General features: G+C 61.1%; 21 protein-coding genes. 12 read left to right on the top strand and 9 right to left on the bottom strand.

Going from position 1 to position 26,973, the window contains the following annotated elements; all coding sequences use genetic code 11:
• The coding region (locus AC6FTP_RS15945; RefSeq protein ID WP_497207908.1) for a DUF7453 family protein at positions 1-482 on the top strand (482 nt) is incomplete at its 5' end.
• A 17-nt stretch (positions 483-499) separates the two neighbouring features.
• On the opposite strand, the gene AC6FTP_RS15940 is transcribed toward AC6FTP_RS15945, so the two are convergent.
• From AC6FTP_RS15940 to AC6FTP_RS15930, 3 genes are read right to left on the bottom strand one after another with little or no spacing between them, the layout of a single operon-like run.
• Positions 500-1,117, bottom strand: a complete 618-nt coding sequence (locus tag AC6FTP_RS15940; protein WP_497207907.1) for a hypothetical protein — start codon at positions 1,115-1,117, stop codon at positions 500-502.
• 47 nt (positions 1,118-1,164) lie between these two features.
• Positions 1,165-1,926 carry an AAA family ATPase gene (locus AC6FTP_RS15935; protein WP_497207906.1) on the bottom strand — a complete coding sequence of 254 codons (762 nt, stop codon included), beginning with the start codon at positions 1,924-1,926 and terminating at the stop codon, positions 1,165-1,167.
• Between the two features lie 7 nt (positions 1,927-1,933).
• Positions 1,934-3,361: an FAD-dependent oxidoreductase gene (locus AC6FTP_RS15930; RefSeq protein ID WP_497207905.1), complete on the bottom strand. Its 1,428-nt coding sequence runs from the start codon at positions 3,359-3,361 to the stop codon at positions 1,934-1,936.
• A gap of 120 nt (positions 3,362-3,481) precedes the next feature.
• Between AC6FTP_RS15930 and AC6FTP_RS15925 the strand changes: the two genes are divergently transcribed.
• A complete protein-coding gene (locus AC6FTP_RS15925; protein WP_497207904.1) occupies positions 3,482-4,333 on the top strand; it encodes a hypothetical protein in 852 nt (283 codons plus the stop codon).
• Here AC6FTP_RS15925 and AC6FTP_RS15920 read toward each other — a convergent pair.
• From AC6FTP_RS15920 to AC6FTP_RS15905, 4 genes are all read right to left on the bottom strand, one after another.
• Positions 4,314-5,333: an SAM-dependent methyltransferase gene (locus tag AC6FTP_RS15920; protein ID WP_497207903.1), complete on the bottom strand. Its 1,020-nt coding sequence runs from the start codon at positions 5,331-5,333 to the stop codon at positions 4,314-4,316. The two genes, AC6FTP_RS15925 and AC6FTP_RS15920, sit on opposite strands and share 20 nt — an antisense overlap.
• Before the next feature lie 7 nt (positions 5,334-5,340).
• Entirely contained in the window at positions 5,341-6,318 is a 978-nt protein-coding gene (locus AC6FTP_RS15915; protein WP_497207902.1) for an aminoglycoside phosphotransferase family protein, read from the bottom strand.
• Between the two features lie 383 nt (positions 6,319-6,701).
• The gene (locus AC6FTP_RS15910) at positions 6,702-7,631 is read right to left on the bottom strand and encodes a nucleotidyltransferase family protein (RefSeq protein WP_497207901.1); all 930 of its coding nucleotides are present in this window, start codon (positions 7,629-7,631) and stop codon (positions 6,702-6,704) included.
• Between the two features lie 39 nt (positions 7,632-7,670).
• The gene (locus tag AC6FTP_RS15905) at positions 7,671-9,290 is read right to left on the bottom strand and encodes a formate--tetrahydrofolate ligase (RefSeq protein ID WP_497207900.1); all 1,620 of its coding nucleotides are present in this window, start codon (positions 9,288-9,290) and stop codon (positions 7,671-7,673) included.
• 126 nt (positions 9,291-9,416) lie between these two features.
• On the opposite strand from AC6FTP_RS15905, the gene AC6FTP_RS15900 reads away from it, so the two are divergent.
• Both AC6FTP_RS15900 and AC6FTP_RS15895 read left to right on the top strand, forming a co-directional pair.
• Positions 9,417-13,514, top strand: coding sequence for a choice-of-anchor D domain-containing protein (locus tag AC6FTP_RS15900; RefSeq protein WP_497207899.1), 4,098 nt, complete (start codon positions 9,417-9,419; stop codon positions 13,512-13,514).
• A 112-nt stretch (positions 13,515-13,626) separates the two neighbouring features.
• Positions 13,627-14,007, top strand: a complete 381-nt coding sequence (locus AC6FTP_RS15895; RefSeq protein WP_497203900.1) for a globin domain-containing protein — start codon at positions 13,627-13,629, stop codon at positions 14,005-14,007.
• A gap of 3 nt (positions 14,008-14,010) precedes the next feature.
• On the opposite strand, the gene AC6FTP_RS15890 is transcribed toward AC6FTP_RS15895, so the two are convergent.
• Both AC6FTP_RS15890 and AC6FTP_RS15885 read right to left on the bottom strand, forming a co-directional pair.
• Positions 14,011-15,693, bottom strand: a complete 1,683-nt coding sequence (locus AC6FTP_RS15890; protein ID WP_497207898.1) for an SGNH/GDSL hydrolase family protein — start codon at positions 15,691-15,693, stop codon at positions 14,011-14,013.
• Between the two features lie 142 nt (positions 15,694-15,835).
• Positions 15,836-18,343 (bottom strand): DEAD/DEAH box helicase, encoded by a 2,508-nt coding sequence (locus tag AC6FTP_RS15885; RefSeq protein WP_497207897.1) that lies wholly within the window; start codon positions 18,341-18,343, stop codon positions 15,836-15,838.
• A 231-nt stretch (positions 18,344-18,574) separates the two neighbouring features.
• Here AC6FTP_RS15885 and AC6FTP_RS15880 point away from each other — a divergent pair, with 231 nt between their 5' ends.
• The 8 genes from AC6FTP_RS15880 to AC6FTP_RS15845 all read left to right on the top strand — a co-directional run.
• Complete coding sequence (locus tag AC6FTP_RS15880) at positions 18,575-19,678, top strand: hypothetical protein (RefSeq protein ID WP_497207896.1); 1,104 nt, start codon at positions 18,575-18,577, stop codon at positions 19,676-19,678.
• A gap of 18 nt (positions 19,679-19,696) precedes the next feature.
• The gene (locus AC6FTP_RS15875) at positions 19,697-20,128 is read left to right on the top strand and encodes a hypothetical protein (protein ID WP_497207895.1); all 432 of its coding nucleotides are present in this window, start codon (positions 19,697-19,699) and stop codon (positions 20,126-20,128) included.
• Positions 20,125-21,300, top strand: a complete 1,176-nt coding sequence (locus tag AC6FTP_RS15870; protein ID WP_497207894.1) for an outer membrane protein assembly factor BamB family protein — start codon at positions 20,125-20,127, stop codon at positions 21,298-21,300. Before AC6FTP_RS15875 ends, AC6FTP_RS15870 begins: the two co-directional genes overlap by 4 nt.
• Before the next feature lie 58 nt (positions 21,301-21,358).
• Entirely contained in the window at positions 21,359-23,077 is a 1,719-nt protein-coding gene (locus AC6FTP_RS15865; RefSeq protein ID WP_497207893.1) for a hypothetical protein, read from the top strand.
• A gap of 69 nt (positions 23,078-23,146) precedes the next feature.
• A complete protein-coding gene (locus tag AC6FTP_RS15860; RefSeq protein ID WP_497207892.1) occupies positions 23,147-24,331 on the top strand; it encodes a BtaA family protein in 1,185 nt (394 codons plus the stop codon).
• 5 nt (positions 24,332-24,336) lie between these two features.
• The gene (locus tag AC6FTP_RS15855) at positions 24,337-24,978 is read left to right on the top strand and encodes a class I SAM-dependent methyltransferase (protein WP_497207891.1); all 642 of its coding nucleotides are present in this window, start codon (positions 24,337-24,339) and stop codon (positions 24,976-24,978) included.
• 71 nt (positions 24,979-25,049) lie between these two features.
• The gene (locus AC6FTP_RS15850; RefSeq protein WP_497207890.1) at positions 25,050-26,369 is read left to right on the top strand and encodes a sensor histidine kinase; all 1,320 of its coding nucleotides are present in this window, start codon (positions 25,050-25,052) and stop codon (positions 26,367-26,369) included.
• A gap of 12 nt (positions 26,370-26,381) precedes the next feature.
• The coding region (locus AC6FTP_RS15845; RefSeq protein WP_497207889.1) for an outer membrane protein assembly factor BamB family protein at positions 26,382-26,973 on the top strand (592 nt) is incomplete at its 3' end.

The following is a 26,973-nucleotide window of genomic DNA, read 5'->3' as shown; positions in this document are numbered from 1 at the left end:
ACTACGAATACCTCGTCAAAGGTGAAGTGCGTGGCAGCGGAGTGGTGACCAACGTGAATGACAAAGGCCTGTGGGCGCAGCACGCCACGAACGGGCTCGCACTTGTCGCAAGAGAAGGCAGCGAAGCGCCCGGAGTCGTCGGCAGCACCTTCTACCGGCTGAGCCAGATCGCGCTGCCCGGCACCGCCCAGCCGATGTTCCAGGCGACGATGACCACCGGAGTCGGTGGCGTGACCACCACGAACGACACGGGCCTGTGGGTGATCAACGAAAGCGGAGCCGTGAAGCTGGCCGTGCGTGAGGGCGATGTGCTCGACGTGGACGGCACCCCACGGACGGTGACAGCGATCACCGCCCTGCTGAACGGCACGACCACGGGCGGAGCCCTGGGCCGCCGAGTCTTCCTGCAAGATGGGCAACTCTCCCTGATGCTGACCTTCACCGGCGGCATTCAGGCGAATGCCAAGGTCGTGGTGCCGTAGGCCAAAGTCGCAAAAAGTCACCTCGCCAGCCCTTCTGGCAACTCCTTCAGTCGTTCAACACCCGTGACTTCGTGGAAGAACCAAGGCTTTCCGCCTGCTTTCTTGAAGATCACGGTGCGGCTGGCATACTTCGCGCCGTCGTGTTCTTTCCACTCGGAGAAGCGGTAGAAGTCGCCGCGCCAGTCGAGGCGCTGGAGGAGGCTCGTTGATTTGTCGAAGTAGAAATCCATCGCGGGTGTGACCGATCCGCTCACACGCAGACCGAAGCAGACTTTGCCTTCGTCGGTCATGTCGGGGATGACTTCGATCTTCGATTCTGGGGCGGTGAAGATGCCGAGCGTCCAGGCCCAGACGTCATACTTCGCGGGCTCCTCAGCACGCTCCTTTTTGCCGAGCCACCAGTACTTCGGCGGCTCGATCACGGACTCACGCGTGGAGCGCTTCTTTCCCTCTGCTGGTTCAGGAGTCGCGCCGAAGTGGAAGATCTCTTTGATTCGGAAAAGCGTGAGCAGCTTCTCCTTCCCGCCGACGGCGGTGAGCACCTGATCGACGAGTGGCTTTGGATCGGTGGTCTGAGCTTGGGCCGACAGGGACAGAATGAGAAGCAGTGAGAAGCAGCGGATAAGGCAATTCATGAGATGACCTTTAACGCGATGGAGGACTGAAACCTGTCTGTGAGAGGTCAGTTCTCAGGCTCTTCCGGGTCCGCAAAGAGGCGCTTCATCATCGTGTGACGATCCTGAAGGAAGCGGCGGGTGATCAGGTAGTGCTCGGTTTCCTCATACTCGATGCGCTGAATGCCCTCTGGGCCGAAGTGATAGATCCAGGCATCTGGATAGGCCATGATCAGAGGGGAATGGGTGGCGATGATGAACTGGGAAAAGTCGCCCACCAAGTCATGCATCCGCACGAGCATGGAGAGCTGTCGCTGGGGTGAGAGAGCGGCCTCGGGCTCATCGAAAAGGAAGAGGCCCTGGCCGTCGATGCGCCTGGTGAGCAGATTCAGAAATGATTCACCATGCGACTGCTCATGGAGGCTTTTGCCACCGTAGGAACGCAAGACGCCTCCGCAGAAGGGTGTGGCTTCGAGTTCGTCCAGTTCCGTGGCCCAGTTGTAGAAGCTTTCGGCGCGCAGAAAGAAGCCATCCATGGGCCGATTGCTAGTGCGTGACAGAGTCAGATGCTGGGTCAGCGGTGAGGTATAGGCATGAGTGCCGGGACTGGCGATGCGGCTGCCGCCTTCCGCCTTGAAGCCGAGCTTCTCAGCCAGTGCTTCCAGCAAGGTGGACTTTCCCGAACCATTCTCACCGACAAAGAAGGTCACCTTGGGATGCAGTTGCAACGTGCGAAGTTCCCGAATGGCGGGCACGGTGAAGGGATGCTCGTCCCAGTCCACGATGGCTCCGTGGTCAAAGCTCACGGAGTTCACGAAGTGCCGCTTCATGGTAGCTTCAGACGCGTTGTCCAAGCACCTTCAATTTGGCCTCACCTTCACTCCAGGGCACGTCGTGCGGCAGGCGCTTGCTCGTGGCGGCGAGCGCGGCGGTGACGCCAGCGGCCTCCCCCATGGCGACGGAGTTACCAGTAACGCGATAGCTGGCGTGGGCGATGAAATCGCCACTGATGCAGCGGCCTGCCATCATCAAGCCGTCCACATCTTTGGCGATGAGCGCACGCAGTGGGATGTCGTAGGGCTTCACTTTCACGCCGGCGTTGCTGTAGGCGGCGGTCTTGTTGGCTTCCTTGCTCAGCGCGTGAATATCCACGGGGAAGGTCGGACGTACGATGGCGTCATCGTAGCGTGCTCCGGCGATGAGGTCGTCTTTGTTCACCGTGTAGCGACCCGCGATGCGGCGTCCATCACGCACGCCGATCTGTTCGGCTGTGGCGGCGATTTGCAGAGCCTCCCACGGGCCGCCGAGCTTGCGCAGGCCGTTGACGATCTTGTTCATTTCGGCGCGGGCGCGGACGGTGGCTTCGGTGATCTTCGCGGCATCAAAGCAGGGCACGCCGTATTCGTGGTTCATCATCACAAGCAGCAAATTATCCCGCACCTGCCAGAGTGTCGGCTTCGAGTAGGAGGGAAAGTGTCCCGTGCGTTTGATCTCAGCCAGGAAGGCATCCTTGGCTAGACCATCGGCTTTGCTGGGATCAGACTTGTGAATGTAGGCCGCGAGAGCTTCGGCATCTTTGCACACGAGCAGCGCATTCAGCGACATCGGCTGGCAGGGGCAGGCTTCAGCTTCGCCAAACTCAAAGGCGCAGCCTGCGAGCGCGCCGAGATCGCCATCGCCCGTGGTGTCGATAAACACCGGCGCGCGCCATGCCTGGCGACCTGACTTGGACTCCGTGACGATGGTGGTCAGTCGATTGCCTTCCTTGTAGGCGGCGGAGACGCGGGTGTGGAATTGGAACTTCACGCCTGCTTCCACAAACATCTCTTCGAGCAGCAGCTTCATGCCTTCGGGTTCGTAGCAGATGCTCTGCTTGCTGGTACCGCGGCGCATGTCGCGTTCATCCAGACGTTTCAGCAGCTCTTGGTTGAAACCAGGTTTGTCAAAGTCGAGCAGGTAGCCGAGCAGGCCGGCGGTCCAGACTCCACCGAGGCAGCCACGCCACTCGAAGACGCGGACTTTAGCACCCGAACGAGCGGCGGTGATGGCGGCAGCGACACCCGCAGGTCCGGCACCGCAGACGATGACATCCGCATCCTCGACGAGCGGCAGATCCATGGCCGGCTCATGAAACTTGCCCTCGCTCTGCGCGATGGCTTTCTCCACATCGGCGGCAGACAGCAGACCCGGCGTGATGGCAGCGCCGGAAAATGCCGCGCGAAGGAATGAGCGGCGCTTCAAGTCGGGGGAGGTGGGAGGAGTCATGACGGTGGAAATCATGGCGCATTCCCTCGGTGGGTCACAAGGACGAAACGCGCTTGAATAACACGCTGCGGGAACCAGTTTAACCACGCCTTCCGCGCCAGACGTGGCAGATTCCCCCCCATGAAGACTCATCTCCTGCTCCTCAGCCTGCTCTGTTCCCTGTCCGCCGAGGCGGCGGTGGAGATTGATGTCGATGTTTTTGGCACGAGCCTCGGCGGCTGGAAGGCGCGCAAGGGCAAGGCTGCCGAGTATGAAATCTCCGAGGCCACTTATCGCACTTATCAGCCCGAGATGTCGCCCTCGCCCGATGGCGGCATCTTTGTTTCCGTGCGCATCGACCATGTGCGCGGCTTCATGGCCACGGATGACCACGCCAGCCTGGAGCTGAGCTTCGCCGCCGATGGCACGCTCGTCACCGCACAGAGCAGTCTCGCGCTTCAGGGTCGCACGATCAGCAGCGAGCTGATCAAAGGCGGTGCCTCCGCCTCCACTTCTGTGGCCGCACCGTATGTGGACCGCGCGGTGAAGATCGGCACAGATCTCGTGGCGGACCTCTCGTCGAAACTGCTGCGGGAAAAGATCGTTGAGCCTGGTCGCGTGACCTTTCCTGCCGCCATCCGGCACAATTACAATCTGCTCTACCAGGCCGTGCGCTCCAAGGCCGCCGAGGAAAAAATGACCGATGCCAAGCCGCCGGAATCCCTGCCGGAAAAGAAGCCTGAGCCTGAAAAGCCTGCCGAAAAGAAGCCCGAAGAAGCGCCTAAAGAGCAGCCCAAAGCAGGAGCCACCGTCATAGATGCCAAGACCGGCAAGTCCGTCCCATTGCCCGATGTCAACTGCTACAACCCGAGCGGTGCACCGCGCACACCACTCCCCGAGCGGAAGCAAAAAGGTGTCTCGGACGCACTGCTCGATGTCGGCGGCGATGCCCTGAAGCTCGCCCGTGACGTGGTCAAAGAGCAGGGGAAGTGATCCCGAAAGCCGTGACCTCGTTTTTGTTCGCGCAGAGGCGGGTGAGGCGGAAGTCGGAGCAGAGCGCCGGCGCTTCGCGCTTGAGCTGATCAAGCAGGTGATACTCGTCGGTGCCTTTGAATTTGATCGTGACGATGAAGCGCCTCATGCGCTGCTCTCGCAGCCATTCGAGCAGGAGATCCATGCTGCGTTGGGGTGCGGCGATGATGTCGCAGATGAGCCAATCGACCGTTTGCTCGGGTTTGAATTTGAAGGCATCGCCCTGATGAAAATGCAGGCGTGGGCTGCGCATGAGGTCATCGCGCAGCTCCGAGCGATCGACGGCGATGGCGCTGGCTCCGCGCTGGATGGCGACGTAGGTCCAGCTTCCTGGCGCAGCGCCGAGATCGACGCAGGTCTGGCCGCGTTCGATCTTCTGCCCGAGGCGCAGTTCAGCCTCGACGACCTTCGCGAAGGCTCGTGAAGGCGCGGCCTTGTCTTCGGCATGAGGAATTTCGCCCGTGATGAAGTCGGAGACGATGGCGCGAAGTTCCTGTCGGCGCGCGGCGGTGGTGACGGAGACGAATCCGGCATCGGGGGCGGTGAGCGCGGCTTGGACGAGAGCGGTGCTGGCATAGAGCTGCGCCTGCTCGTGCTTCAGTCGAACGCGGCGACGCTTTTTCAGCCGCTCGGTGAAGGCGGTGTGGATCAGCTCGCAGCGGTGATGCCCGGCGCGGCCTTCGCCATACTGCGGCCAGAGGTGGAGCTGCCAGGGATCGTCGTCGCCCAGCGTGGTGAGCATGGCTTCGATGATGGCATCCGCCCAGCCATTGATGGAGGCTCCGAGCACTTCGCGGGCATCCGGCAGTGTCTGGCGGGCAAAGGCGAGAAGCGGTGGCTGCGGCAGTGTATCGCCGATAACGAAGTCGTGATGCCCCTGCGGCTGAACCTGGGCACCGGAGCGCTTCAACTCATCGGCCAGGAACTCGGCGCAACCTTCGGCGGGTAGGAAGGCGTGCATCAGAAGGTCAGGTGAAGAGCGTGAGCAAGGGAGCGAGCTCGGGTGCCTCTTCACACACGATGCTGAGGTTTCTCACCCCGGCGGGGATGTGCTGCTCGAAGTGCGCTTTGCCCTGGTTTCGATACAAATTCGCGTAAGCACCCAGAGCCTGCATGAGGCGCTGGGCGGCGCAGAGGTAAAAGATCTCCCGCAGCTCCGGCAGGTCCAGCCCACGCAGCTCGGCGTAGTAACTGAGCAGGTCATGCCGCTCGCTGCGGCTCATCGTCACATAGGGATCAAAGAGCAGCGAGGCGAGGTCGTACTCCGCCAGACCGGGGCGCAGGCCTTGGTAATCGACGAGCCAGGCCGAGCCATCACGCATGAGGACGTTTTGACTCTGAAAGTCGCGATGCACGAGGCAGCGCGGCAGCTGGGCTAGGCGCTGGCGGAGCTGGGTGAGGGCCGCATGGGCTTCGCCTTGCGCATCCGCCCCACGCCCGAGATGGCCGTGGACGAAGTGCTCCAGGAAGTAGTTCTGCTCCCACTCATACATGCCTTCGTTGAACTCAGGCTCCATGGCCGCGATTTCCTCCGCGGCTAGGCTTTCCGCCGTGACACCGTGGATCTTCGCCGCCTCGCGCAAAGTGGCCTCGTAGAGCGGGCGCCGCTGCTCCCAGGGCTCGTCACCATGGGCATGGAGGTCGTCGCGCCCCAGATCCTGGAGCCAGACAAAGAGGCGCTGCTCATCAAAGGCGTAGATGGCTGGCACATTCACCCCGAGCGCGGCCAGTCGGCGTGTCGCGGGCACGAACTTCGGGTTGTCGCGTCGGGCCATAGTATAGACCATGAGCACCATCGGCGGGTGCTTTTCACCAGACCACTCAAAGCGGTAGTAATGCCGGTCGGAGCCGCCTTTGAGGATGGCCTCCACCACGCAGTCCACGCCCTCCAGTTCGGGGAACTGCTGGCGGGTGAGGATGAGCAAGGCTTCGTGTTCGGGAGGCATGGGCGGTAGCCGTAAAAGGAGGCGGAGGCTATGACCGCAGATGGGGCGGAGGCAAGGGTTGTTTGCTCCCAAGAAATCCAGAATGTCTGAGGGAAAGCGCCTCCCAGAGCGGCATCGCCTGCCCGAATCCGAGGCTCAGATTCCGACCTGACAGCATCGCCTGCCCGAATCTGAGGCTAAGATTCCGACCTGACAGCACCGCCTGCCCGAATCTGAGGCTAAGATTCCGACCTGACAGCACCGCCTGCCCAAATCTGAGGCTCAGATTCCGGCCTGACAGCACCACTTGCCCAAATCTGAGGCTCGGTTCCGGGCATCGTGGAAGCACGCGGCGTGATCGAAGCCCAAGAACAGCCTCAGCCCCGGAGAGCGGGCTGATCTGCTCACAAGTCAGCGTCTTCGTGGCTGCCGGTGACGGTGATTCCGCTGCGGACGATGCAGCGTTTCAGATAGCTGCCGCTGGTGACTCGTGCTCCGGGCCAGAGGATGCAGTCTTCGAGCTGTGACCCGGCTTCGACGATGGCGTTGGGGCCGATGACGTTCAGGCCGGTGAGTTTGGCCTCGCTGGAAACCTGAGCGCTGGGATGGATGGCAGGCGCGGGATTCCGGCCCGAGGTGGCGAGGGCGTGATGGGCTTCGAGATACGCGGCGCGGCTGCCGAGATCCCACCAGTCGCCTTCATCGAGCACGACAGCGCCGAGCTTTTCACCCTGCTGGATCATTTTCAGGAAGATGGGGATGACGGACTCGACTTTCCCCGGCGTGAGCCAGTCGTGAAACGCGGGATCGCAAATGTAGATGCCGGTGAAGAGATGCGTGCCGGGATTGCCGGTGCCGAGCATGTTCCGAATGTCGGTGACGCGACGCGTGGCTGGATCAAACGCGATGTGCTGTGCAGGCCCGACACTGCGCAGGGCGAGGGTGACGAGATTCCCACTCTCCCGATGCTCGCGGATCAGTGGCTCCAGCGGCAGCGTGGTGAGGATGTCGCCGTTATAGACGATGAAGGGCTCGCTGCCGAGCAGGTCACGCACGTTGGCGATGCCGCCGGCGGTTTCCAGACGCACCGGTGCCTCATGCCGAAAGGCGATGGGTGCGTCGCGATAGCTGCCGTCCGGAAAAGTCTGCGCGTAGGCCTGCGGCAGATGATGCGTGTTCACCACGAAGGACGTCACCCCCGCCGCCATGAGATGGTCGAAGGCATAGGTGATGAGCGGCTTATGAAAAACGGGGATGAGAGGCTTCGGGAGCTGATCGGTCAGCGGCCGCAGCCGCTCTCCGAGCCCCGCGCCGAGGACGAAGGCGGTGTGCACGCGCGGGGTTTAGTCGGGGGACTCACACGGCGCAAGAAATCAAATCCCACTGATCACGCCATCCTCGCTGACCTGGATGCGCTCCGCCGCTGGCACTTTGGGGAGGGCGGGCATGCGCATCATGGTGCCGGTGAGGGCGACGAGGAAACCGGCACCGTTGGCGATCTCGAAGTCGCGCACGGTGACGGTGAAACCTTTCGGGCGGCCGAGCTTGGTGGCGTCGTCGGAGAGGGAGTTCTGCGTCTTCGCCATGCACAGGGGCAGGTGACCGAAGTCGCTCTTGTCGAAGAGGGCGAACTTGGCCTTCGCTTCATCCGTGAGCGTGACGCCGTCGGCACCATAGATGCGGGTGGCGATGGCGTGGAGCTTCTGCTCGACGCTGTCGTGGGGTTGATAAAGGAAGGGCAGAGGCTTGGATTCGGCCTTCGCCAGGGCTCCGAGCACGGTTTCAGCGAGCTGGGTGGCTCCGGCACCACCTTCGCCGAAGACATTGGCGAGAGCGCAGGGCACGCCGCGCTCGGCACAGAACTCCTTCACGAGGGCGATCTCCTCGGCGCTGTCGTTGGTGAACTGGTTGATCGCCACGATGACGGGCCGCTGGAACTGCTGGGCGCTGTCGAGATGGGCGGCGAGGTTATCGAGGCCCTTTTTCAGCGCCTCGGGATCAGGATGGGTGAGGGCGTCGAGAGCGACTCCGCCGTGCATTTTCAAAGCGCGCACCGTGGCGACGATGACGATGGCCTCAGGCTGCAATCCTGACTGGCGGCACTTGATGTGCATGAATTTTTCTCCGCCGAGATCGAAGGCGAAGCCAGCCTCGGTAACGGCGTAGTCGGCGTGTGCGAGCGCCATGCGGGTGGCGAGCACGGAGTTGCAACCGTGGGCGATGTTCGCAAAGGGGCCGCCATGGAGGAAGGCGGGCACGCCTTCGACGGACTGAACGAGGTTGGGCTGGAGGGCATCGCGAAGCAGCGCGAGCAAAGCTCCGGTGGCGCGGGCTTCTTTGGCGAGCACGGGTTCGCCTTCGGGAGTGAAACCCGTGACGATGCGGTCGAGCCGCGCGCGGAGGTCGGCGAGGGACTCGGACAAACAAAGAATGGCCATTACTTCCGAGGCGGCGGTGATGTCGAAGCCTGTGGCGCGCTCGGTGGCGGCTCCGGCGCTGGTGCGGATGCGGCGGAGGGCGCGATCATTCACATCGAGCACGCGTTTCCAGAGCAGTGTCGAGGGCGTGAGGCGGGTTTGTTGATTGAAGATCTGATTGTCCAGCACAGAGCTGAGCAGGTTGTGCGCGCTGGTGATGGCGTGGAAATCGCCGGTGAAGTGGAGGTTGATGCTCTGCGAGGGCTGCACGGTGCTTTTACCACCGCCCGTGGCACCGCCTTTGCGCCCGAAGACAGGGCCCATGGAAGGCTGCCGCAGCGCGAGGGCGACACTTTGGCCGATCCTCTTCAAACCCTGCGCGAGTCCGATGGACATCGTCGTCTTGCCTTCGCCAGCGGGAGTGGGTGTGATCGCAGAGACGAGGATGAGCTTGCCCTTCTGCGGCTTGTCCTTCAGTGCCTTGAGGGAGATCTTGGCTTTGTCCGTGCCGTAAAGCGCGAGATGTTCATTCGAGATGCTGAGCGAGTGCGCGAGGGAGGCGATGTCTGGGAGCATGAGTGGGCGAAGGATTGCCGATGATGCCGGGCGCAGGCGGGATGAAAAGGGCGAAATCAAACGATGCAGATAAAATCAGGCGAGTCAGCCCTTGTAAGGTGTTTGAACTGAAGGAGATTTGAAAAAATGAAAGCATTCTTGAGCATGTTCCTGCTGGCTTCACCATTGTTGGCCCAGACATCACCCGCACCTCCGGTTCCGCCGCCGGTGGAACATCGTGAAGCAAAAGAAGTGCTGACGATCCAGGCGGCGGATTTCACCGGGCAGACGACGCTTTATTCCATCGGCAATCCGACGGACGACGAACAGCTCTCGCTCGAACTGATCAACCGTGCGCGCGCCAACCCAACGGCGGAAGGGATCATGCTGGCGACCTCAACTCACCCTGATGTACTCGTGGCGGTGGGACCTGCGCCTGGTGGCTTTGCGGTGAACTTGAACATGCTGAAAAACGAGTTTGCGGTCCTGCAAGTCCGGCCACCCTTGGCGATGAATGCGCAACTTACTGGGGCAGCCCGTTTACACTCGCAGTTCCTCTTTGATACGGCTACGCAGACGCATACTGGGAGCGGTGGCTCGACGATCGGGCAGCGTGCGCTGGCAGCCGGTTACAGTTTCGATAGCGTCGGGGAGAATGTCTTTAGCACCGGCAAGGATACTTTCTTCAGCCACGCGGGATTTCAGATCGACTGGGGTCCGGACAATCCGCCGGATACAGATGGGATGCAGGCTGGGCGCGGTCATCGTGTGAACATCCACGGTGATTTTCGGGAGATAGGCATCGGCATAGTGACTGGCACAAACACGGTGGGTGGCAACACCGTCGGCCCCCAGGTCATCACGCAGGATCTCGGTGTCGGCAGCCCGAACAATCAAGCTTTCGTCACGGGTGTGGCCTACTACGATCTGAATGGCAACAGCTTCTACGATCTGGGCGAGGGCATCGGCGGGCTGACGGTGAATGTGGATGGCTCCAGCTTCCACGCGGTGACAGCAAACTCTGGAGGTTACACCGTGCCGGTACCGACCACTGATGCCACTCGGGCGGTGACGTTTTCAGGTCTCGGTGCCAGCGGCGATGCCTCGGCACAGATCGTGGGTGGTGCGAACGTCAAGGTGGATTTCATCCCGGCCTATGTGCCACCCTCCCTATCAGGCCCCGCCGCCATGGGGGCCTTGCTGACCACGAATCTAACCCACAATACGGTGCCGGGTGCTTCTGGCTATAAGGCGCGGACCATCGCAAACCTGAATGCGCTGGCAGATGAAGCCGATAATCTGACCCGCGTCACGGTGGTTAAGTCAGGCGTTTACAGCAGTACCTCCACGACAGTGAAGCATTCAGGCACGGGGGCTTATCGCATGGCGAACCCGGGAGCTGGGACGCAGACGCTGACCTACACCAACGCCTTCCACGTCAAAGCTGGAGCCAGTCTGTCATTCCGCAGCCGCCTGGGTTTTGCCACGTCGGACCAGATCGCCCGTGTGGAGATCTCCACGGATTCCGGTTCCACCTGGAGTGCTGTTTTCACCCAGGCAGGCACAGGCGGAGCTGGAGAGCTCACTTTTCAGTCACAAAACGTCGATCTGGCTGCCTTTGCGGGGAAAGACATCCGGCTTCGCTTTAACTACAGCTTCTTCAGCGGCAGCCTTTTCAACCAGACGGACGATGGTGTCGGCTGGTACATCGACGCGATCTCCTTTGCCAACCTGGTGAACCTTGATGGTGCGACGACCACCACACTCGTGGACAATGGGCTTTTCCCCTTCACCCCGCTTGTGACGGGCGATTTTTTGCTGGCTGTGTCACCCATCATTTCTGGGCGGGACTTCGGCTTTGGTCCGACAAAGGCAGTCACCGTGACTGCCTCGCCACCGAGCCTCGCCGAGATCACTGTCGAGCTGACGGGCGGAGCGGAACTGAACGATGGCAGCTCCACCGTGAACTTTGGCACGAAACAGCTTAACCAGTCCGAAGTGCGGTCTTTGACCGTGACGAATGATGGCACAGAGGATCTGACGGGGCTCACGCTGAGTGTCATTGGAGCCCAGGCGTCCGAGTTTGTGACCTCTGTTCTTGGCGGCACGACACTCGTTCCCACAGCCAGCACGACCTTTAACGTCACCTTCACTCCGACAGCCAGCGGTGCCCGTGCCGCCACCCTGCGCATCACCAGCAATGACTCGAATGAGAATCCTTTCGACATCAGCCTCGCCGGCTCTGGCACCAATGCACCCACCATCAATGTGCCACCTGTGGCGGTCATTCAGGAAGAGGGCAAACTTGCCTCACTCACCGTCGCCGCCACGCACCCGACACTGACGCCGACTTTCCAGTGGAAGAAAAACGGCACGAACATCAAGGGTGCCACCACGGCCACGCTCGCCTTTTCAGCAGTGAAACTGACGGACGGGGGGAACTTTTCCGTCGTCGTCTCGGCAGCGGGTGAATCGGTGGAAAGTGTCCCCGTCGTGCTCGCCGTGGTGAAGCCGGTGACGCAGTTGCTCGTGCAGTTTGCGGGCACGACTGTGAAGCCGACGGTGACAGTCTCAGGCGCTGCCACGCTAACCTGGAAAAAGACCTCGGGTGCCCCACCCGTGATCGAAACGCTCGCAGAAACACTGAAGACTCTCACGCTCGACACGCTCGATGTGGCCACCGATTCCGGTGTTTATACCTGCGAGGCTTCAGTGCCGGGCAGTACGTTGATCGCTGGAACCTTCGATGTGCGTGTCTTCAATGCGAAACCGCAGGTCACCCAGGCGCAAAACATGCCGGATGGAGCTGTGGGCAGTGAATACACGCACCAGATCAAACTGAACGGCGGACTGAGTGAGTCCCCGGCCTCCTACTCGGCGAAGACCCTCCCAACGGGCGTGCTTCTGAATACCAAGACTGGGCTCATTTCTGGTGTGCCGACGGAGGCCAAAGATTACAAAATCATCGTCACGGCCACAAACAGTGCAGGCAGCACTTCGAGTGCGGAAGAGACCATCACCATCGCGCCATTGCCGGCGGGAGTTGTGGGTAGCTTCACGGGTACAGTGGCACGCGAGGCAGCTCTGAATGGCGGGCTTGGCGGGCGAGTGGACTTCACCATCGCCAGCACGGGCGTGGTCAGTGGTTCCTTCCTGCTCGGGACGGCCAAAGTTCCCTTCAAAGGCAGCATCGTCATCGACTCAGTCCCGCCATTGGCTCCACCTACGGCGACCATCACCATCCCGAGGACGGGCAAGACCACGCTGACCTTTGAGTTCACGCTCGATCCTGCTGCCAACAAGCTCGCCACCGGCACTTCCACGCTGGATGATCCCACTCACTCCGCAGCCGTCGAGGGCTGGCGGCATGTCTGGAAGGCGACGGGCACCCCACCGCTGAATCTGGCCACAGCCTTGCCGAAGCTTTTCACCTTTGCCCTGCGTCCACCCGTCGCACCGCTGACCATGCCGCGTGGAGATGGCTTCGGTTCCTTCACCCTCGCCAAAGATGGCAAACTCACCCTCGCTGGCAAAACGGGCGATGGCGAAAGCTACACCTGCGCCACCTTCGCCGGACCGCAGGGGCAGATCCTGCTTTTCCAGACTCTCGTGTCGAAAGGCTCCTTGCTCGGCGAGCTCGACATCGACCTGCTCGACTCCGGCAATCTCGACTCCAACGTGCTCGGTGGGACGGCTTCATGGCTGCGTCCGGCCAACACGAAGTCGCGCACTTACCCCAGTGGCTACGGGCCTGAGACCATCACGGCAGTCGGGGCTCTCTTCACCCCGCCCGTGGCACCGGCACTCATCCTCGGCATGACCGTTGGCGTGGACAAAGCGCAGTTGCTCTTCACCGCAGGCGGCCTGCCCTCCGACATCGACCCTGATGTGGATGAATTCGACATTCTCGCCGGGAACAAAGCCAAGCTGCCCGCCCTGCTTTCCGCTGGGAATCCAGGCAGCGTAAAGCTCACCAGCCTCAGTGCCACCACAGGTCTCTTCGGCGGAAGCTTCATCGTTGAGGACGATGACCTACGCGCCGCCTTCGCGGGTAAGAAGTTCAAGCGCACCGCCACCTTCAGCGGCATCCTCACCCACGATGGCGTCTCACCCATCGGCGCAGGTCACTTCCTCCTTCCCGAGCTGCCCCAAGATGCCGATCTCGGTGCCATGCCCCCCGTCACCGCCACCACACCGACCACGAGCGCTATCCTCTCGGGCGCTGTGCTGCTGGAGAAGAAGTAACCCTGTGCCAGGCTGGAGGAGCAGTTCTTCGTGTTTCCGAACTCACCTTCGCAAAATTCAGCTACAAACCGTTCTTGCCTGATCGCGGCACATGTCGATGAGTCATGATTCCATGATCACGATCGACACCCTGAACCAGCATGTTGGAGAAGAAAAGCTGCGCGCCACCGTGGCGGCTTTTTACAGCCGGGTGAAAACGGACCCGCTCATCGGCAAGATGTATCCAGCGGATGACTGGGCGGGCTCGGAGAAGCGCCTCGCCGACTTCCTGGTCTATCGTTTTGGTGGTCCACAAACCTATCTTCAGGAGCGCGGGCATCCGCGTTTGCGCATGAGACACATCCCCTTCTCCATCGGTCTCGCTGAGCGGGATCAATGGCTGAAGCTGATGGGCGAGGCGATGCGCGAAGTGGAAATCAGCCCCGAGGCGGCGGAGGTGATGATTCCTTTCTTCGCTCAAGTGGCCGACATGATGCGGAACCGGCCCGAGTGAGGATCACTTCGCGTGCTTGGCGATGAACTCGATGATCGGCGTCGAGTCGTCCAAACCATGCGGATGATGGCCGATGCCCGGTTTGCGAATCATCGTGATGCTGCCGCCGAGCGCCTTGTAGCGTGACTCGATGAGCCCGGTATTTTCATCCCAGGGCACCACGTCATCCGCATCGCCAAAGACATGCAGCAGCGGCACGCCTGCCTTGGCCAGCGGGGCGAGGCTGTCCACCGGATTGCCCTGGTAGGCGAGTGCGGAGGCTTCGTCTTTGAAGCCCCAGAGTTTAAGCACAAAGCCCCAGTTTCTCGGGTCGCCCTTGCCTTTGCCCTTGCCGCCGGGCCAGCTTTTAAAATCACACACGGGGGCATCACCGTAGATGCAGGAGACCTTGTCAGGATTGGCGGTGGCCCAGTTGTAGCAGTAGAGGCCACCGCGGCTGAGGCCAACGAGGGATGGCTTCTGGCTCAGACCGTAGCTCGTGGTCAACTCGGCATGGCATTGGTTCCAAAGCTTCACCGCATCCGGGCAGCCGAGCATGTCATTGATCTTCATGTACACGATATGGAAGCCCTTGCCCAGCAGCGCGATGTCAGGCGCAGGCTTGTGCCCGAAGAACTCCCCATGCCAGACCCACGGGCGACCGGCCGCTGCTTTTTTCGGTGCCACGATCGTCACGGACTTGTCCGCGATCATGAGCTCGTGCTTCGCATAGCCATTCCACTCGCCCGTCTTGTTGGGGATCTCGATCTCCGCTGACTTTGCCAGACGACGGGCCTCAGCATCGAGAGTGGCGGCTTTGCTTTCCGCTTCGGGCAAAGGCAGGCCGGGGGCGACTCCGGGGCGTTTGTGGCCGGTGTGGCTGAGCCAGGCCGGGCGGAGGATGGCGTGCTTCTTTTTGATCGCGTTCAAGATCGCCGCGCCATTGACGTGGTCAGGCGTGCCGTCGGCCTTCACCTTCAGCTCCCAGGCATTCAGCACTGCGCTGGCCATGATCAGATGACCTTCTGGGCCGGGATGCACGCCATCTTTGGAGAAGGTGAACTGCGCATCTGTCTTCCGCTTCTCGGCCAGCGCGGCATTGAAGGGGCCGTGGATGTCCAGCACCTCCCAGCCTTCTTTTCTCATGCTCAGCAGCCATTCGGCATAGGCATCCAGCACCGTGTTGTAGCCCTCGTAGGGTTGAGGGTAGGCCGCCAGACCGCCGGGCAGCACGCGGGCTTTGATCGGCACCGGGTCAAATACAGGCGGCGTGAGGTGAATGATGCGCGCGCCGGTGGCCACGACCTTGTCATGCAGCTTCTTCATGCCGTTCTTGAAGGCCTGAAAGCGTTCCTCGCCGAGTGGGAAGTAGATGCCGTCGTTCATGCCATAGCAGGCGAAGACGAGCTGCGGCTTCGCCTTTTCCAGCACGCGGTCGAGACGCTCATGCAGATCAGGGCGGGGGAACTTGCCACCCGCGTGCCCGTCTTCGCTCAGGCCACTCACCGTCTCACTGCTGAGGCCGATGGGGATGATCTTTTTGTCCGAGTCCGGGTGCTGCGCGATGAGCGCCGCCTCGATGAACTCCACATACCCACCGCCCTGCGTGATGCTGTCGCCGAGGAAGACGATGCGCTGCTCCGGCGGCAGCGCTGCCTGAAGCGTGAAGGAAAAGAAGGCGAGGAGGAGAATGAGAGCGTGACGCATGGCGGGCGCTATCAACGCATTCAGATGACGTCTTTCTGCGCCAGCGTGGCAAAAGATTTAGCCGTGGCATGACGCCCTCGGCGGCTGTCCAACCTGCGCAAAGAAACCAGGATCGATTCCACAGGGCACCGGCTTGCTCAGCCTACCGCGCCAGCAGGTGATGCTTCGTCTTCCCGTGGCGTTGTTTGTTCGTGAGCGGCGGGAGGTCGAGGTAGAAGAGGTGGCGCAGGGCTTTGCCGTGGTGTTTTAAAACTTTGCTGCACTCGTCCTGAAGTGCCTGCCAGCGTTGCCAAGGATGCTGCGGGGCGTGGATGATGTGTCGCAGCAGGCTGAGCCACTCGATGTAGGCGCGGGAGATGTCGCCCTCGGCCACGTCCTGCTGGCGGAGTTCGCGGGCATCGGGGCTTTCAGGATGCAGCAGGGCATCCAGCAGCTCGGCGGTGCCTTCGCCGTAATCGGGCGGCAGGCCGTGCTCCAGGTAGCCGTGGTGATTGATGAAGCCGTAAGTGTTCCGGCAGATGGCGCCGAGTCGCTCAGAGTCGCAAGCCATCGGCATGTCGAACTTCGTGCCGCCACGCAGGTTCGCGAGATGGCGGACGAGGTCGTCGATGGGATAGCCGTCGTCCTCCAAAGCGGCGGCGATGGCGAGCCCTTCCCCACCTTGGAAGAAGGAGAAAACCTCCCCGCGTCGTGTCGGCGCACCGTCTTCATCGATCAGCCCCAGCGAGCGCCAGGCATGGATGGGGGAGCCGGTGCGAGGTTGACGATCCGAGGCCGACTCGGCTGCGGTGTGGACGCCAGTGTCATTTTTCACTACACGCGTGCGCTCCTGCGGACGATGCAGAGGCACGCCGTGTGAATCGCGATAGACGGACACGCTGATCTCTCCGAGATCGAAGACGGCAAAGACGAGGCCTTCTTTTTCGACGGTGCGTGTGAGCGTCGGAAGGCCATGGGACTCATGAGTTTCATGCGACGCATAGGACTGATGCAAAGCCTCCATGAGTGCGCTGCCGTGCAGAATCTCGACTTCCTCGACCGGGATGGCTTCGAGCTTCTTCGGCAGTTTGAGCATCTTCCGCAGACTCTTCGTGGGGCGGATATCGCCGGGCTGATCATCGAGCTTCGAGCCGAGCGGGATCTCCACGCCGTAGCGCTCTTTCGCCAGCTTCCCCACGCGCCCGATGCCATGCGCGAACTGCGCCACAAAGCCAGGCACGCTCAGTGCGAGCGCGATCTTTTCCGTGCTGGCGATCCATGCCTGCGCCAAAGGCAGCCACTCCGGCGGCGTGGTGGATTTGCGCTCCCACTCGCCACGTGAGTTGAGGATCTGCTTCTCGGTGGCTTCGAGGCCGAAGAGGGCCTTCGCATTCTGGAGTTCGCCCTGGAGCGCCCCTTCAGGCACCTCGGCTTCCAGCCCGAGCAGCGGCGGTGCTTTAGCAAAGAGTCGCTGGGCGAATTTCTCCGCCTCCTGAAAAGCGTTTTGCTGCGTCTGCGCGGCGTGTTTCATCACGCGGAGGAAGATCGGCCAGGCGAGCAGATTGCTGCGATGCAGGCGGGCAGGCCGAGCATCGAAAAGCGAGGGACTCTGCCGCGTCGTCACCACGTAGCCGCGCTCGTCCAGCCCGCGTCTGCCGGCACGGCCATACATTTGCAAAAGCTCATCGGGGGCGAGTTTGTGCTCGCTCTTGCCATCGTGGAAGGTCGTGGCCGCGACGTGCACACTGCGGACGGAGAAATTGATGCCCGCCGCGAGCCCCATCGTGGCGGCGATGACTCGGAGCTGGCCCGCCTTTGCCAGTGGCTCGATCACTCCCGCCCGTGCCGCATAGCTCAGACCGCTGTGATGAAAGGCGATGCGCTTCTCAAGCAGGTTCGCCAGATCCTTTCCGCATACGGCCCGCTGCTCCGGCGTCAGCTCCAGCGGATCGCCCGCAGGCAAATCTGCGGCGAGTCGGCGGGCGATGTTTTCCGCTTCTTTACGCCGGGGTGAAAAGATGAGCAGCGGGGCCAGATCCGCCAGCATCACAGCGGCGGCGAATTTCGGCCAGAACTGCTCAAAATGCCGCGCCATGCGTTGCGGCAGGCTTTCCCACGGCATCTCATCCAGCGGCACCGGGCGCTCTTTCGTCATCACCACTTCGGCGCGACGGCCGAGGCGCTGCATCCAGGCGGCGACATCCTCGGGATTCGCCACGGAGCCGCTCAGCAGCAGTAGCCGCGTTTCCTTCGGCGCGAGCGCGATGGCCGCCTCGTAGTGCGATCCGCGCTGGTCATCGCCGATCATCTGGTATTCGTCGATCACCAGCAGCGCTGGGCCTTCCCCACGCACCAGCCTTTCGAGCTGAGTCTCCAGCGTGGCCACCAGCAGCGGAGCGCCGACGTTTTCGGAAACATCCCCCGTGGCGATGCCAACGTTCCACTTTGCGTCCTTCCACTCGGCATACTTGTCATTCGCCAGCGCCCGAGTCGGCACGGTGTAAACCGCCTGCCCCTGGAGCGAGCGCGACTGATGTAGCAGCTCGAAAATGTAGGTCTTCCCCGCCCCCGTCGGCGCACTCACCACCACGTCGCAACCCTCGCGCAGCAAATTCACCGCCTGGTGCTGCCAGACGTCGGGGAGCTTGAGGTTGTTGATGGAGGGAAGCATTCGTGCAGTCAGGGCTTACGAATGGCAGAGCACCTGCGCAAGACGGAGTGTCATGCAGCGCGGCAGCGTCCTGGAGTGCGCCGGACCTCCGGCGCTTTCGAGTGTCCACAGGTCTGCGAAAGCTCCAGAGGACTGGAGCACTCCAAAACGCTGCCGCGAATAATGGATGTCAGATGCCCCGAAACTGTCTCTTGGCGGCGAGCGTTCTTTGTGACTAGCATCGCCCATCGCATGAAAATCCCCGCTCTCCTCGGCCTCCTTTTCGCCTCCAGCCTGTCTGCTGCCACACTCACGCAACCGCTGGCCGACCTCCGCGCCGTCAGCAAGGAAGGTGAAGGCAATGAAAAAGCCACCGCCGCCTGGCAGCAGATCGCCAAAGCAGATCCTACCGCCCTGCCGGAAATCCTCGCCGCCATGAACGGGGCCAATCCGCTGGCTGAAAACTGGCTGCGCGCCGCCGTCGGGGTCGTCGTGGATCAGGCCATCGAGGCGAAGAAGCTCCCAGTCGAGGCGGTGCAGGCATTCCTCATGGACACGAAGAACAGCGCCGCGCCTCGTGTCGTCGCCTTCGACATCATCCAGCGTGCGAAACCCGAGTTGGCGGAGAAAATCACCCCGCAGCTCCTCGAAGATCCCAGCAGCGAACTCCGCCGCCATCCCGTGTCGAAGCTTACCAGCACTGGCGACGAAGCGCTGGAGCAGGGCAAGAAGGACGCCGCTTTGACCGCCTTTCAGCAGGCCATGAAAGGCGCTCGCGATGAAGATCAGATCAAAGACCTCGCCAAAAAACTCAAGGACCTCGGCAGCCCCGTCGATCTGCCAAAGCACTTCGGTTTCGTGCGCAGTTGGAAGCTGATCGCGCCCTTCACGAATGTCGAGCGCAAGGGCTTCGACACCGTCTTCCCTCCCGAAGAAAAGATCGATCTCACCGCCAGCTATCCCGGCAAAAACGCCGACGCCAAATGGATCGACTACACCAGCACGGACGAGTACGGCCAGATCGACTTCAACAAGCCCTACACCATCCTCAAAGAGGTCACCGGCTACGCCTACACCGAATTTGATTCAGGCGAAGAGCGCGAAGCCCAGATCCGCCTCGGCTGCAAAAACGGCTGGAAAGTCTGGCTCAACGGCCAGCTCATCTTCGCCCGTGATGAATACCATCGCGGCGCCAAGCTCGACCAATACAAGCTCCCCGTGAAGCTCCAGAAGGGTAAAAACAAGATCCTCGTCAAATGCTGCCAGAACGAGCAAACCGAATCCTGGACCGTCGAATGGCAGTTCCAGCTCCGTGTATGTGATGACACGGGCACTGCGATTTTGGCGAAGAAGTAAGATGAGGCTTTCACGGTCATGTTTGGCACTGCATCCATTCCCAATCGGCCGACGGCTAAGCTGGTAACAGTGGCTTCTGCTATGTTGGCGATGCTATTGGTATCTTCGGATAGCAGTTACTGGCAGGGTGGCGGCTGGACGCTCGTTTGGCATAGCGCCGCATATCTTCCAAGCGCCTTGTTTGCATACTTCATTGCCTTCCACGCACCAAGCTTGCAGGTGTTTTGGGGCTGGGCACTTACATGCACGTGTGCTCTCACTCTTGTTTTGATGCTGACGGAAAAGTCTGGCCTTAGTGCGACCACCTCTTGGTTGAAAATCATTCTCCAGCTTTTGATCAGCTACCTATTCCTGCTGGACCGGTCTGTTGTCGAATACCGTTCCAAACTCCGTGATTTCTACCAATCTCGCCGAAACAAAGCAGCTCTCGATCAATCCCGCCTCCCATGAAACCCGCCCTCACTCTCCTTTTGTCACTCGTCATTCTGCATTCGTCATTGGCGCTCGCCGCCGACTGGCCGCAGTTCCGCGGCCCGAATGCTTCTGCTGTTTCCACCGAAGCCACGGCTCCTGGTCCCAAGGTCGCCATCGACTGGAAGGTGGAGCTGCCGGGGCGTGGGTTGAGCAGTCCGATCGTGGTGGGAGACAAGGTCTTCGTCACCTGCTCCAGCGGGCCGGATCAGGCGAGCCTGCATGTGTTTTGCTTCAGCGCTGCCGATGGCAAGAAGCTCTGGGAACGCGTGATGAAGGCCACGGGCCGCACGATGGCGCACAACAAGACCAGCGTGGCCGCGCCGACGCCTTGCAGCGATGGCGAGCGCGTCTTCGCGCTGTATTCGTCGAACGATCTCTTCGCCTTCGACCTCGCGGGCAACCTGCTTTGGCTGCGCGGGCTGACCTTTGATTATGCCAATGCCAGCAACAGCCTCGGTATGGCTTCTTCCCCCGTCGTCGTGGGTGACACCCTCGTGGTGCAGAGCGAGAACGACAGCGAGTCCCTGGCCGTCGGCATTGATGTGGCGACTGGCAAGAACCGCTGGAAGAAGGAGCGCCCGAAAGCGGCGAACTGGACCAGCGCCGTCGTCTTCAAAGGCGCAGTCGCCTTGCAATCGAGCAAAGGTCTGACCGGCGTGAACCCACGCACAGGCGAGATCGAGTGGGACTACACCGACGGTGCCTCCACCACCCCCAGCTCCGCCGTGACCGAAAATGCGATCTACGTCCCCTCGAATGGCGTCACCGCTTTGACCCCCGAGAAAGGCTCCGTCTCCCAGCTCTGGCGCGCCACTGGCCTCAAGCCCGGCACCGGCAGCCCAGTGGTAGTCGGTGACTCCCTTTACGTGCTCAACGGAGCCGGCGTGCTCGTGAAAGCTAGCCTCGCCAACGGTGACGAAGCCTGGAAACTCCGCCTCAAAGGCCCCATGAGCGGCTCCCCCGTCGCCGCTGGCAAATACATCTACATCGCCAGCGAGCGCGGCGACTTCCAAGTCGTCGATACCACCGCCAAAGAAGGCGAAGTCATCCACACCGTCGAGCTGAAGGAAACCGTCCTTTGTTCCCCAGCCATCAGCAACGGCGCGGTTTATGTGCGCAGTGACAAGACGCTCTGGAAGCTGAAGTGACACTTTCGTCACGCTTGGCCTTTTGCGTCGTGGACAGGATGCCGCATCGCAGCCGCGCGTGACTGAACTTCACCTCATCGACACCATCGGGCCGTTCTTTCGCGGCTACGAGCGGCGTGTCATCAACTGGTCGAAGATCCCCTGGGATCATGCCGGGCGTCAGGGAGCGGCGTGGTGGGAGCAGGTGTGTCGTGATTTGAATGTGCTGGCGCGGCAGGCGGCGAGCTGGGGCTTCAATGCAGCCTCCATCGACGATGTCGCCCACCTTGCTCTGCACGACATGATCGAGCCGGAAGTGCGCCAGCGCATTCAGCGGTATCGCACGGAGATGCAGCGCTGTTTTGCCGTGCTGAAAAACGCAGGTCTCGCCATTCATGTCACGATGGATGTCTTCTCCGCGACGCCGTGGTTGCTGAAGAGCCTGCGCATCGCGCACAAGTCGCCGAATGACTACCTCGCCGAGCTTCTCGACCGCTTCTTCATCGACTTTCCCGAGGTAGCAGGCGTCATCGTCCGCATTGGTGAATCCGACGGCAAGGATGTGAAGGACGACTTCCATAGCCAGCTTGTCATCAAGACGCCTGATGATGCACGTGAGTTCCTGCTCGCTCTGCTGCCCGTCTTTGAAAAGCATGGCCGCCGCATGATCTTCCGCACCTGGACGGTCGGCGCGTATCCCATCGGCGATCTGATGTGGCATCGCGATACCTTCGCGAGTGTGTTTGAAGGCATCACCAGCTCAGCGCTTGTCGTTTCGATGAAGTATGGCGAGAGCGATTTCTTCCGCTACCTGCCACTGAATCGGAACTTCTTCCGCACTCCGCTGCCCAAGATTGTGGAGTTGCAAACGCGGCGCGAATACGAAGGCTGCGGCGAGTATCCGAGTCCTGTCGGCTGGCTTTATGAAGAGTATGCCCGCGAGCTGCGGCAGGCGGAGAATGTGATCGGCTGCATGGTCTGGTGCCAAACCGGCGGCTGGGTGCCGTTTCGTCGGCTCGCCTTCCTCGATCCCGAAGCGGTGTGGACGGACCTGAATACCTTCGTCACCATCCGCATCATGAGGCACGGCGCGCTCGTCGAAGACGCTGTGCGTGACTTTGCCAAAGAGCGCCGTCTTGGCGATGCCGATGCTTTGCTGGAGCTACTTCGTCTCGCCGACGAGTGCGTCCGCGAGCTGCTCTACATCGAGGAATATGCACGGCAGAAGCTCTTCTTCCGCCGTGTGCGCATCCCGCCGATGCTCCAGGTCTATTGGGGAAACATCTTCGTTTCGCACAGCCTCCGCCGACTGCTCCGCTACTTCGTCCGCGATGCCGACGCGGCTTTGCGCAGTGCCCGCCGCTGTCTCGATAATCTCGACCGCATGATCCCGCTCGCCGAACGCGCCGGTGTTCCCGTGGCAGACATCGAGTATATGCGCGACACCTTCCGCCTGCTGGCTCTGGCCCGTGAATACTACTTCGCCGAAGATGCACCCGACATCGAGTCGCGCCTGCTTGCCGCCAAAGCCGCTTACAAAACCAAGTATGCCAAGCGCGGCCTGCGGGCTCGTTATCGCATCAAGACCGACTTCAAGCCACTGCTGCTGAACCCGCGTTACCTCGCCTGGGCCGTGCAGTTCCTCATGCGTCGGCAGCGTGGCTATCGCGTGGTGGATCGGATGATCATCCTGAACGGCCTGTCTCTGATCTATCGCCTCATCGCCGCCCGCAAACCCACACTCATTCCCGGCTTTGCCTCCAAGAGCGCGATGGGTGTGGACGTGGTCTTCAAGTAGTGCAGGTCTAACGATTTCGTTGCACGAAGCTGCCTGCGTTTGTGGAAAAAGGAAGCTTGGTGGGCCGACATGCCCACGAGCACGAAACCCAAGTCTCCCACGATCAGTCATCGCGCACAGGATGCGATCTTCAGCCAAGTTCATGGCGGGAATCTCGTCTATAACACCTGCTGGGAGGACCCGAGACTAGATCGTGAGATGCTGGATCTCCGGTCGGACAGCCGCTTGGTGATGATCACCAGCGCTGGCTGCAATGCGCTCGACTATCTGCTCGATGGTCCAGCCGAGATCCATGCGGTGGACATGAATCCTCGCCAGAATGCGCTTCTCCAGCTCAAGATCGCGATGATCCAGCGCGGTGAGTTTGAGGAACTCTTCCAGCTCTTCGGCCAGGGCAGTCATCCTGATTTTAAAGGCTTGCTGGAGACATCGCGTGCCGATCTGCATCCCTTCGCCAGCCGTTACTGGAAGTCGAAGAGCTACTACTTCCGCAGCTCGCCGCTGAATCCTTCCTTCTACTATCGCGGCACGGCGGGACAGATGGCGTGGATCGCGCTGCACACCTTCTTTGGCAGCAGCAAGGTGCGTGATTATGTCGATGCACTGCTTCAAGTGACGGACTTGGAGGAGCAGAAGCGTCTCTATGCTCACATCAAACCGGTGCTCTGGAGTGGCCTCGTAACTTGGCTGCTGCGTCAGCCGATGGCGATGACGATGCTCGGCGTCCCACGTGCCCAGGTGCGCCTCATCGAGACCCAATTCGAAGGCGGGCTCACGGGCTACATCCGCTCCAAGATGGAGCACGTGCTTACCGAGATCCCGTTTTGGGAAAACTACTTCTGGCGCGTCTATCTCACCGGTCACTACACCCGCGAGTGCTGCCCGAACTACCTCCGAGAAGAGCATCAACCCACGCTGCGCGAGCGAGTAAGCCGCATCACCACGCACAGCACCACGGTGGCGAATTTCCTCCGCGAAAACCCAGGTCCCTACAGCCACTTCGTGCTGCTGGATCACCAGGACTGGCTCGCCGCACACAAACCTCAGGCGCTTGCCGAAGAGTGGCAGCTCATTTTGGAAAACAGCACGCCGGGCACCACCATCCTCATGCGCTCGGCTAGTCCCATGATCGACTTCATCCCTGAGTTTGCCCGTCAGCGGCTCCAGCTCAATGACGTCCTCGCCACGCGCACTCACGCACAGGACCGCGTGGGCACCTACGGCTGCACACTCCTTGCCAAAGTCACCGCATGAGCACGATGTCCACCGCACTCCCCGCTGCCGAAACGACGAACAATGATTCGCTCGCGAGCTACTATCGCTGGCACGCTGGCATCTACGATCTCACCCGCTGGGCCTTTCTTTTTGGCCGCAGCAAACTCATCCGCAGCGCAGCGCAGCAGATCACCATGCCACAGCGCATCTTGGAGATCGGATGTGGAACGGGAAAGAATCTGGTGGAGCTGGCTGAACGCTTCCCAAAAGCTCAGATCATGGGGCTCGATCTCTCCCGCGACATGCTGGATCGCGCCCGCGTCAAAGTGAAAAGCTACGGCACCCGCGTCGGCCTGCTGCATCGTCGCTACGATGCGCCCGTGGCCATGAATCAGAAGTTTGATCTCATCGTCCTGAGCTATTCACTCTCAATGATCAACCCTGGCTTCGAAGAGGTTCTTCGAATCTGCCGTGAGGATCTTAGTGAGCGAGGTCTCGTGGCTGTCGTGGACTTTCACCAGAGCCGCTGGGCCTGGTTCCGCCGCTGGATGGGCGTAAACCATGTCCGTATGGAAGGCCAAGTGCTCCATGAACTCCGCCAGCACTTCCTGCCCCTCGTCTGCGAGGTGAAGCACGGCTATGGCGATCTCTGGCGCTACCTGACTTTTATTGGAAAGAAGGCCTGAGTCCGAATCGAACTCATTCCTGGACCTTGCGCAGCGGCGCAAAAGGTGGATGAAGCGGCATGGACGTCTTTATGCCACAGTACCGCAGCCTCGCCACGCGATTCGTCGTGACCTTTGCTGCATTTGTGGTGGCGGGTTCGTTGCTGCTGCTAGCTTGGCTGCGGCATCAGCAGCAGGCTGAGCATGGGCGCGTATTCTTGGCGCTGGCTCAGGCAGACGCGGATTTTGTTCAGCGCATGAATCTGCCGCGTAGTGCAAAACTGGCAGACGATCTCGGCAAGCTTCTGCGAATGCAGATTCACTTCCGTGATGAAAGTGGCCTGCTGGAGCCAGCACTCACCGAGAATGAATCCCTTCCATTGAAAACACTGCCCATGGGAATAGTGCATGAATTATCAGGCCAGTGGCAGGCACTCGTGCTGAAGCTGGATGAGCGGCATGACATGATCTTCATCCGCAGGACGCCGGAGGTGACGCTGAGCCTGTGGCATCTCGCGACGCGGAATGCTCTGCTCGCCTTCTGGCTGCTCTCAGCCGCACTGGGCTGGGTGATCGCACGGCAGGTGGTGCGGCCGGTGCAGCAGCTCACGCGCGGACTTGAAGGCTTCTTTGCGTCCAAAGATCACGTCCCCGCAGAGGCGGAGCGTGGCGATGAGATCGGCGAGCTGGCGCGGGCGCTGACACAGGCGCGTGATGACCTGATCGAGGAGCGGCAGAGGCGCGAACAATCCGAGCGCATGGCGCTGCTGGGCCGTGTGGCCACGGGGCTGGCCCATGAGATCAAGAACCCGCTCGCGTCCATCCAGCTCCATGCACAGCTCGTGGATGTGGGGGCGATGGATGCCGAGTCCGCGCAGTCGCTACAACATGTGCAAAGTGAGGCGCGGGTGATTGAGGGTCTGGTGAACCAGTGGCTATACCTCACGCGTCCCGTGCCTCCGAAGATGCAGACGCTGGACGCCCGTGAAGTGCTGACGGAGACGGTAGCGGCGCTGAAAGCGCAGGCGGATCACGCGGGGGTGCTGATCAGGCATCCAGAGCTCCCGCGAATGCCCATGCAGGGCGACCGCACACGTCTGCAGCAAGTGTTTCGCAACATCATGCTCAATGGCATTAAGGCCATGCCGCGCGGAGGTGAGTTGGAGATCACCCAGCAATGCCGGGAGCAACGCGTGGAGATCAGCTTTCGCGATCATGGCGCTGGCTTCACAGAGAAAGCACTGGCTCATGGTGCAGAGCTTTTCTTTTCCGAAAAAGAAGGCGGCATGGGCGTCGGGCTGAACGTGGTGCAGGAGATCATCTCTGCGCATGGCGGCGAAATGAGTCTGCGCAATCATCCAGACGGCGGTGCGGTGGTGACGGTGAAGCTGCCTTTGCAAGGCGGTGCATAAATTGTCCGCAACATGACCCTCCTGAGCGAGTTTGTTTGCCTCATGCGCACGCTGCTCCTCCTCCTCGTCTCCGCCGCTCTTCATGCCGACGATTGGCCGCAGTGGCTCGGCCCGCAGCGTGATGGTGTATGGCGCGAGACGGGTATCGTCGATGCCTTTCCAGCAGGCGGCCCGAAGGTGCTTTGGCGCACGAAGATCGGCGGCGGCTACACCGGACCTGCCATCGCGAATGGCAAAGTCTATCTCATGGATCGTCAGGTGGCGCAGAAGAGTGCTGCACCCGGCAATGCCTTCTCACGCGGCATCATTCCTGGCACGGAGCGCGTGCTATGTCTCGATGCTGCCACAGGAGAGCAGACCTGGGAGCATCGCTACGACTGCACCTACACGATGAGCTACTCCACCGGCCCGCGCTGCACACCCGTGGTGAGTGAGGGCAAGGTATGGACACTCGGCGCGGAAGGAAATCTCCTCTGTCTTGATGCCGCGAATGGCAAGGTACTGTGGTCGCATGATTTCAAAGCCGAGTTCGATGCAAAAACGCCCATGTGGGGATTCTCAGGTCATCCCTTGCTCGATGGCAATCGCCTCATCTGCCTCTGCG

The organism is Prosthecobacter sp., assembly GCF_044378005.1.
In the GTDB taxonomy this organism is placed as follows: domain Bacteria; phylum Verrucomicrobiota; class Verrucomicrobiia; order Verrucomicrobiales; family Verrucomicrobiaceae; genus Prosthecobacter.
This window is presented reverse-complemented; position numbering and strand designations above follow the sequence as displayed.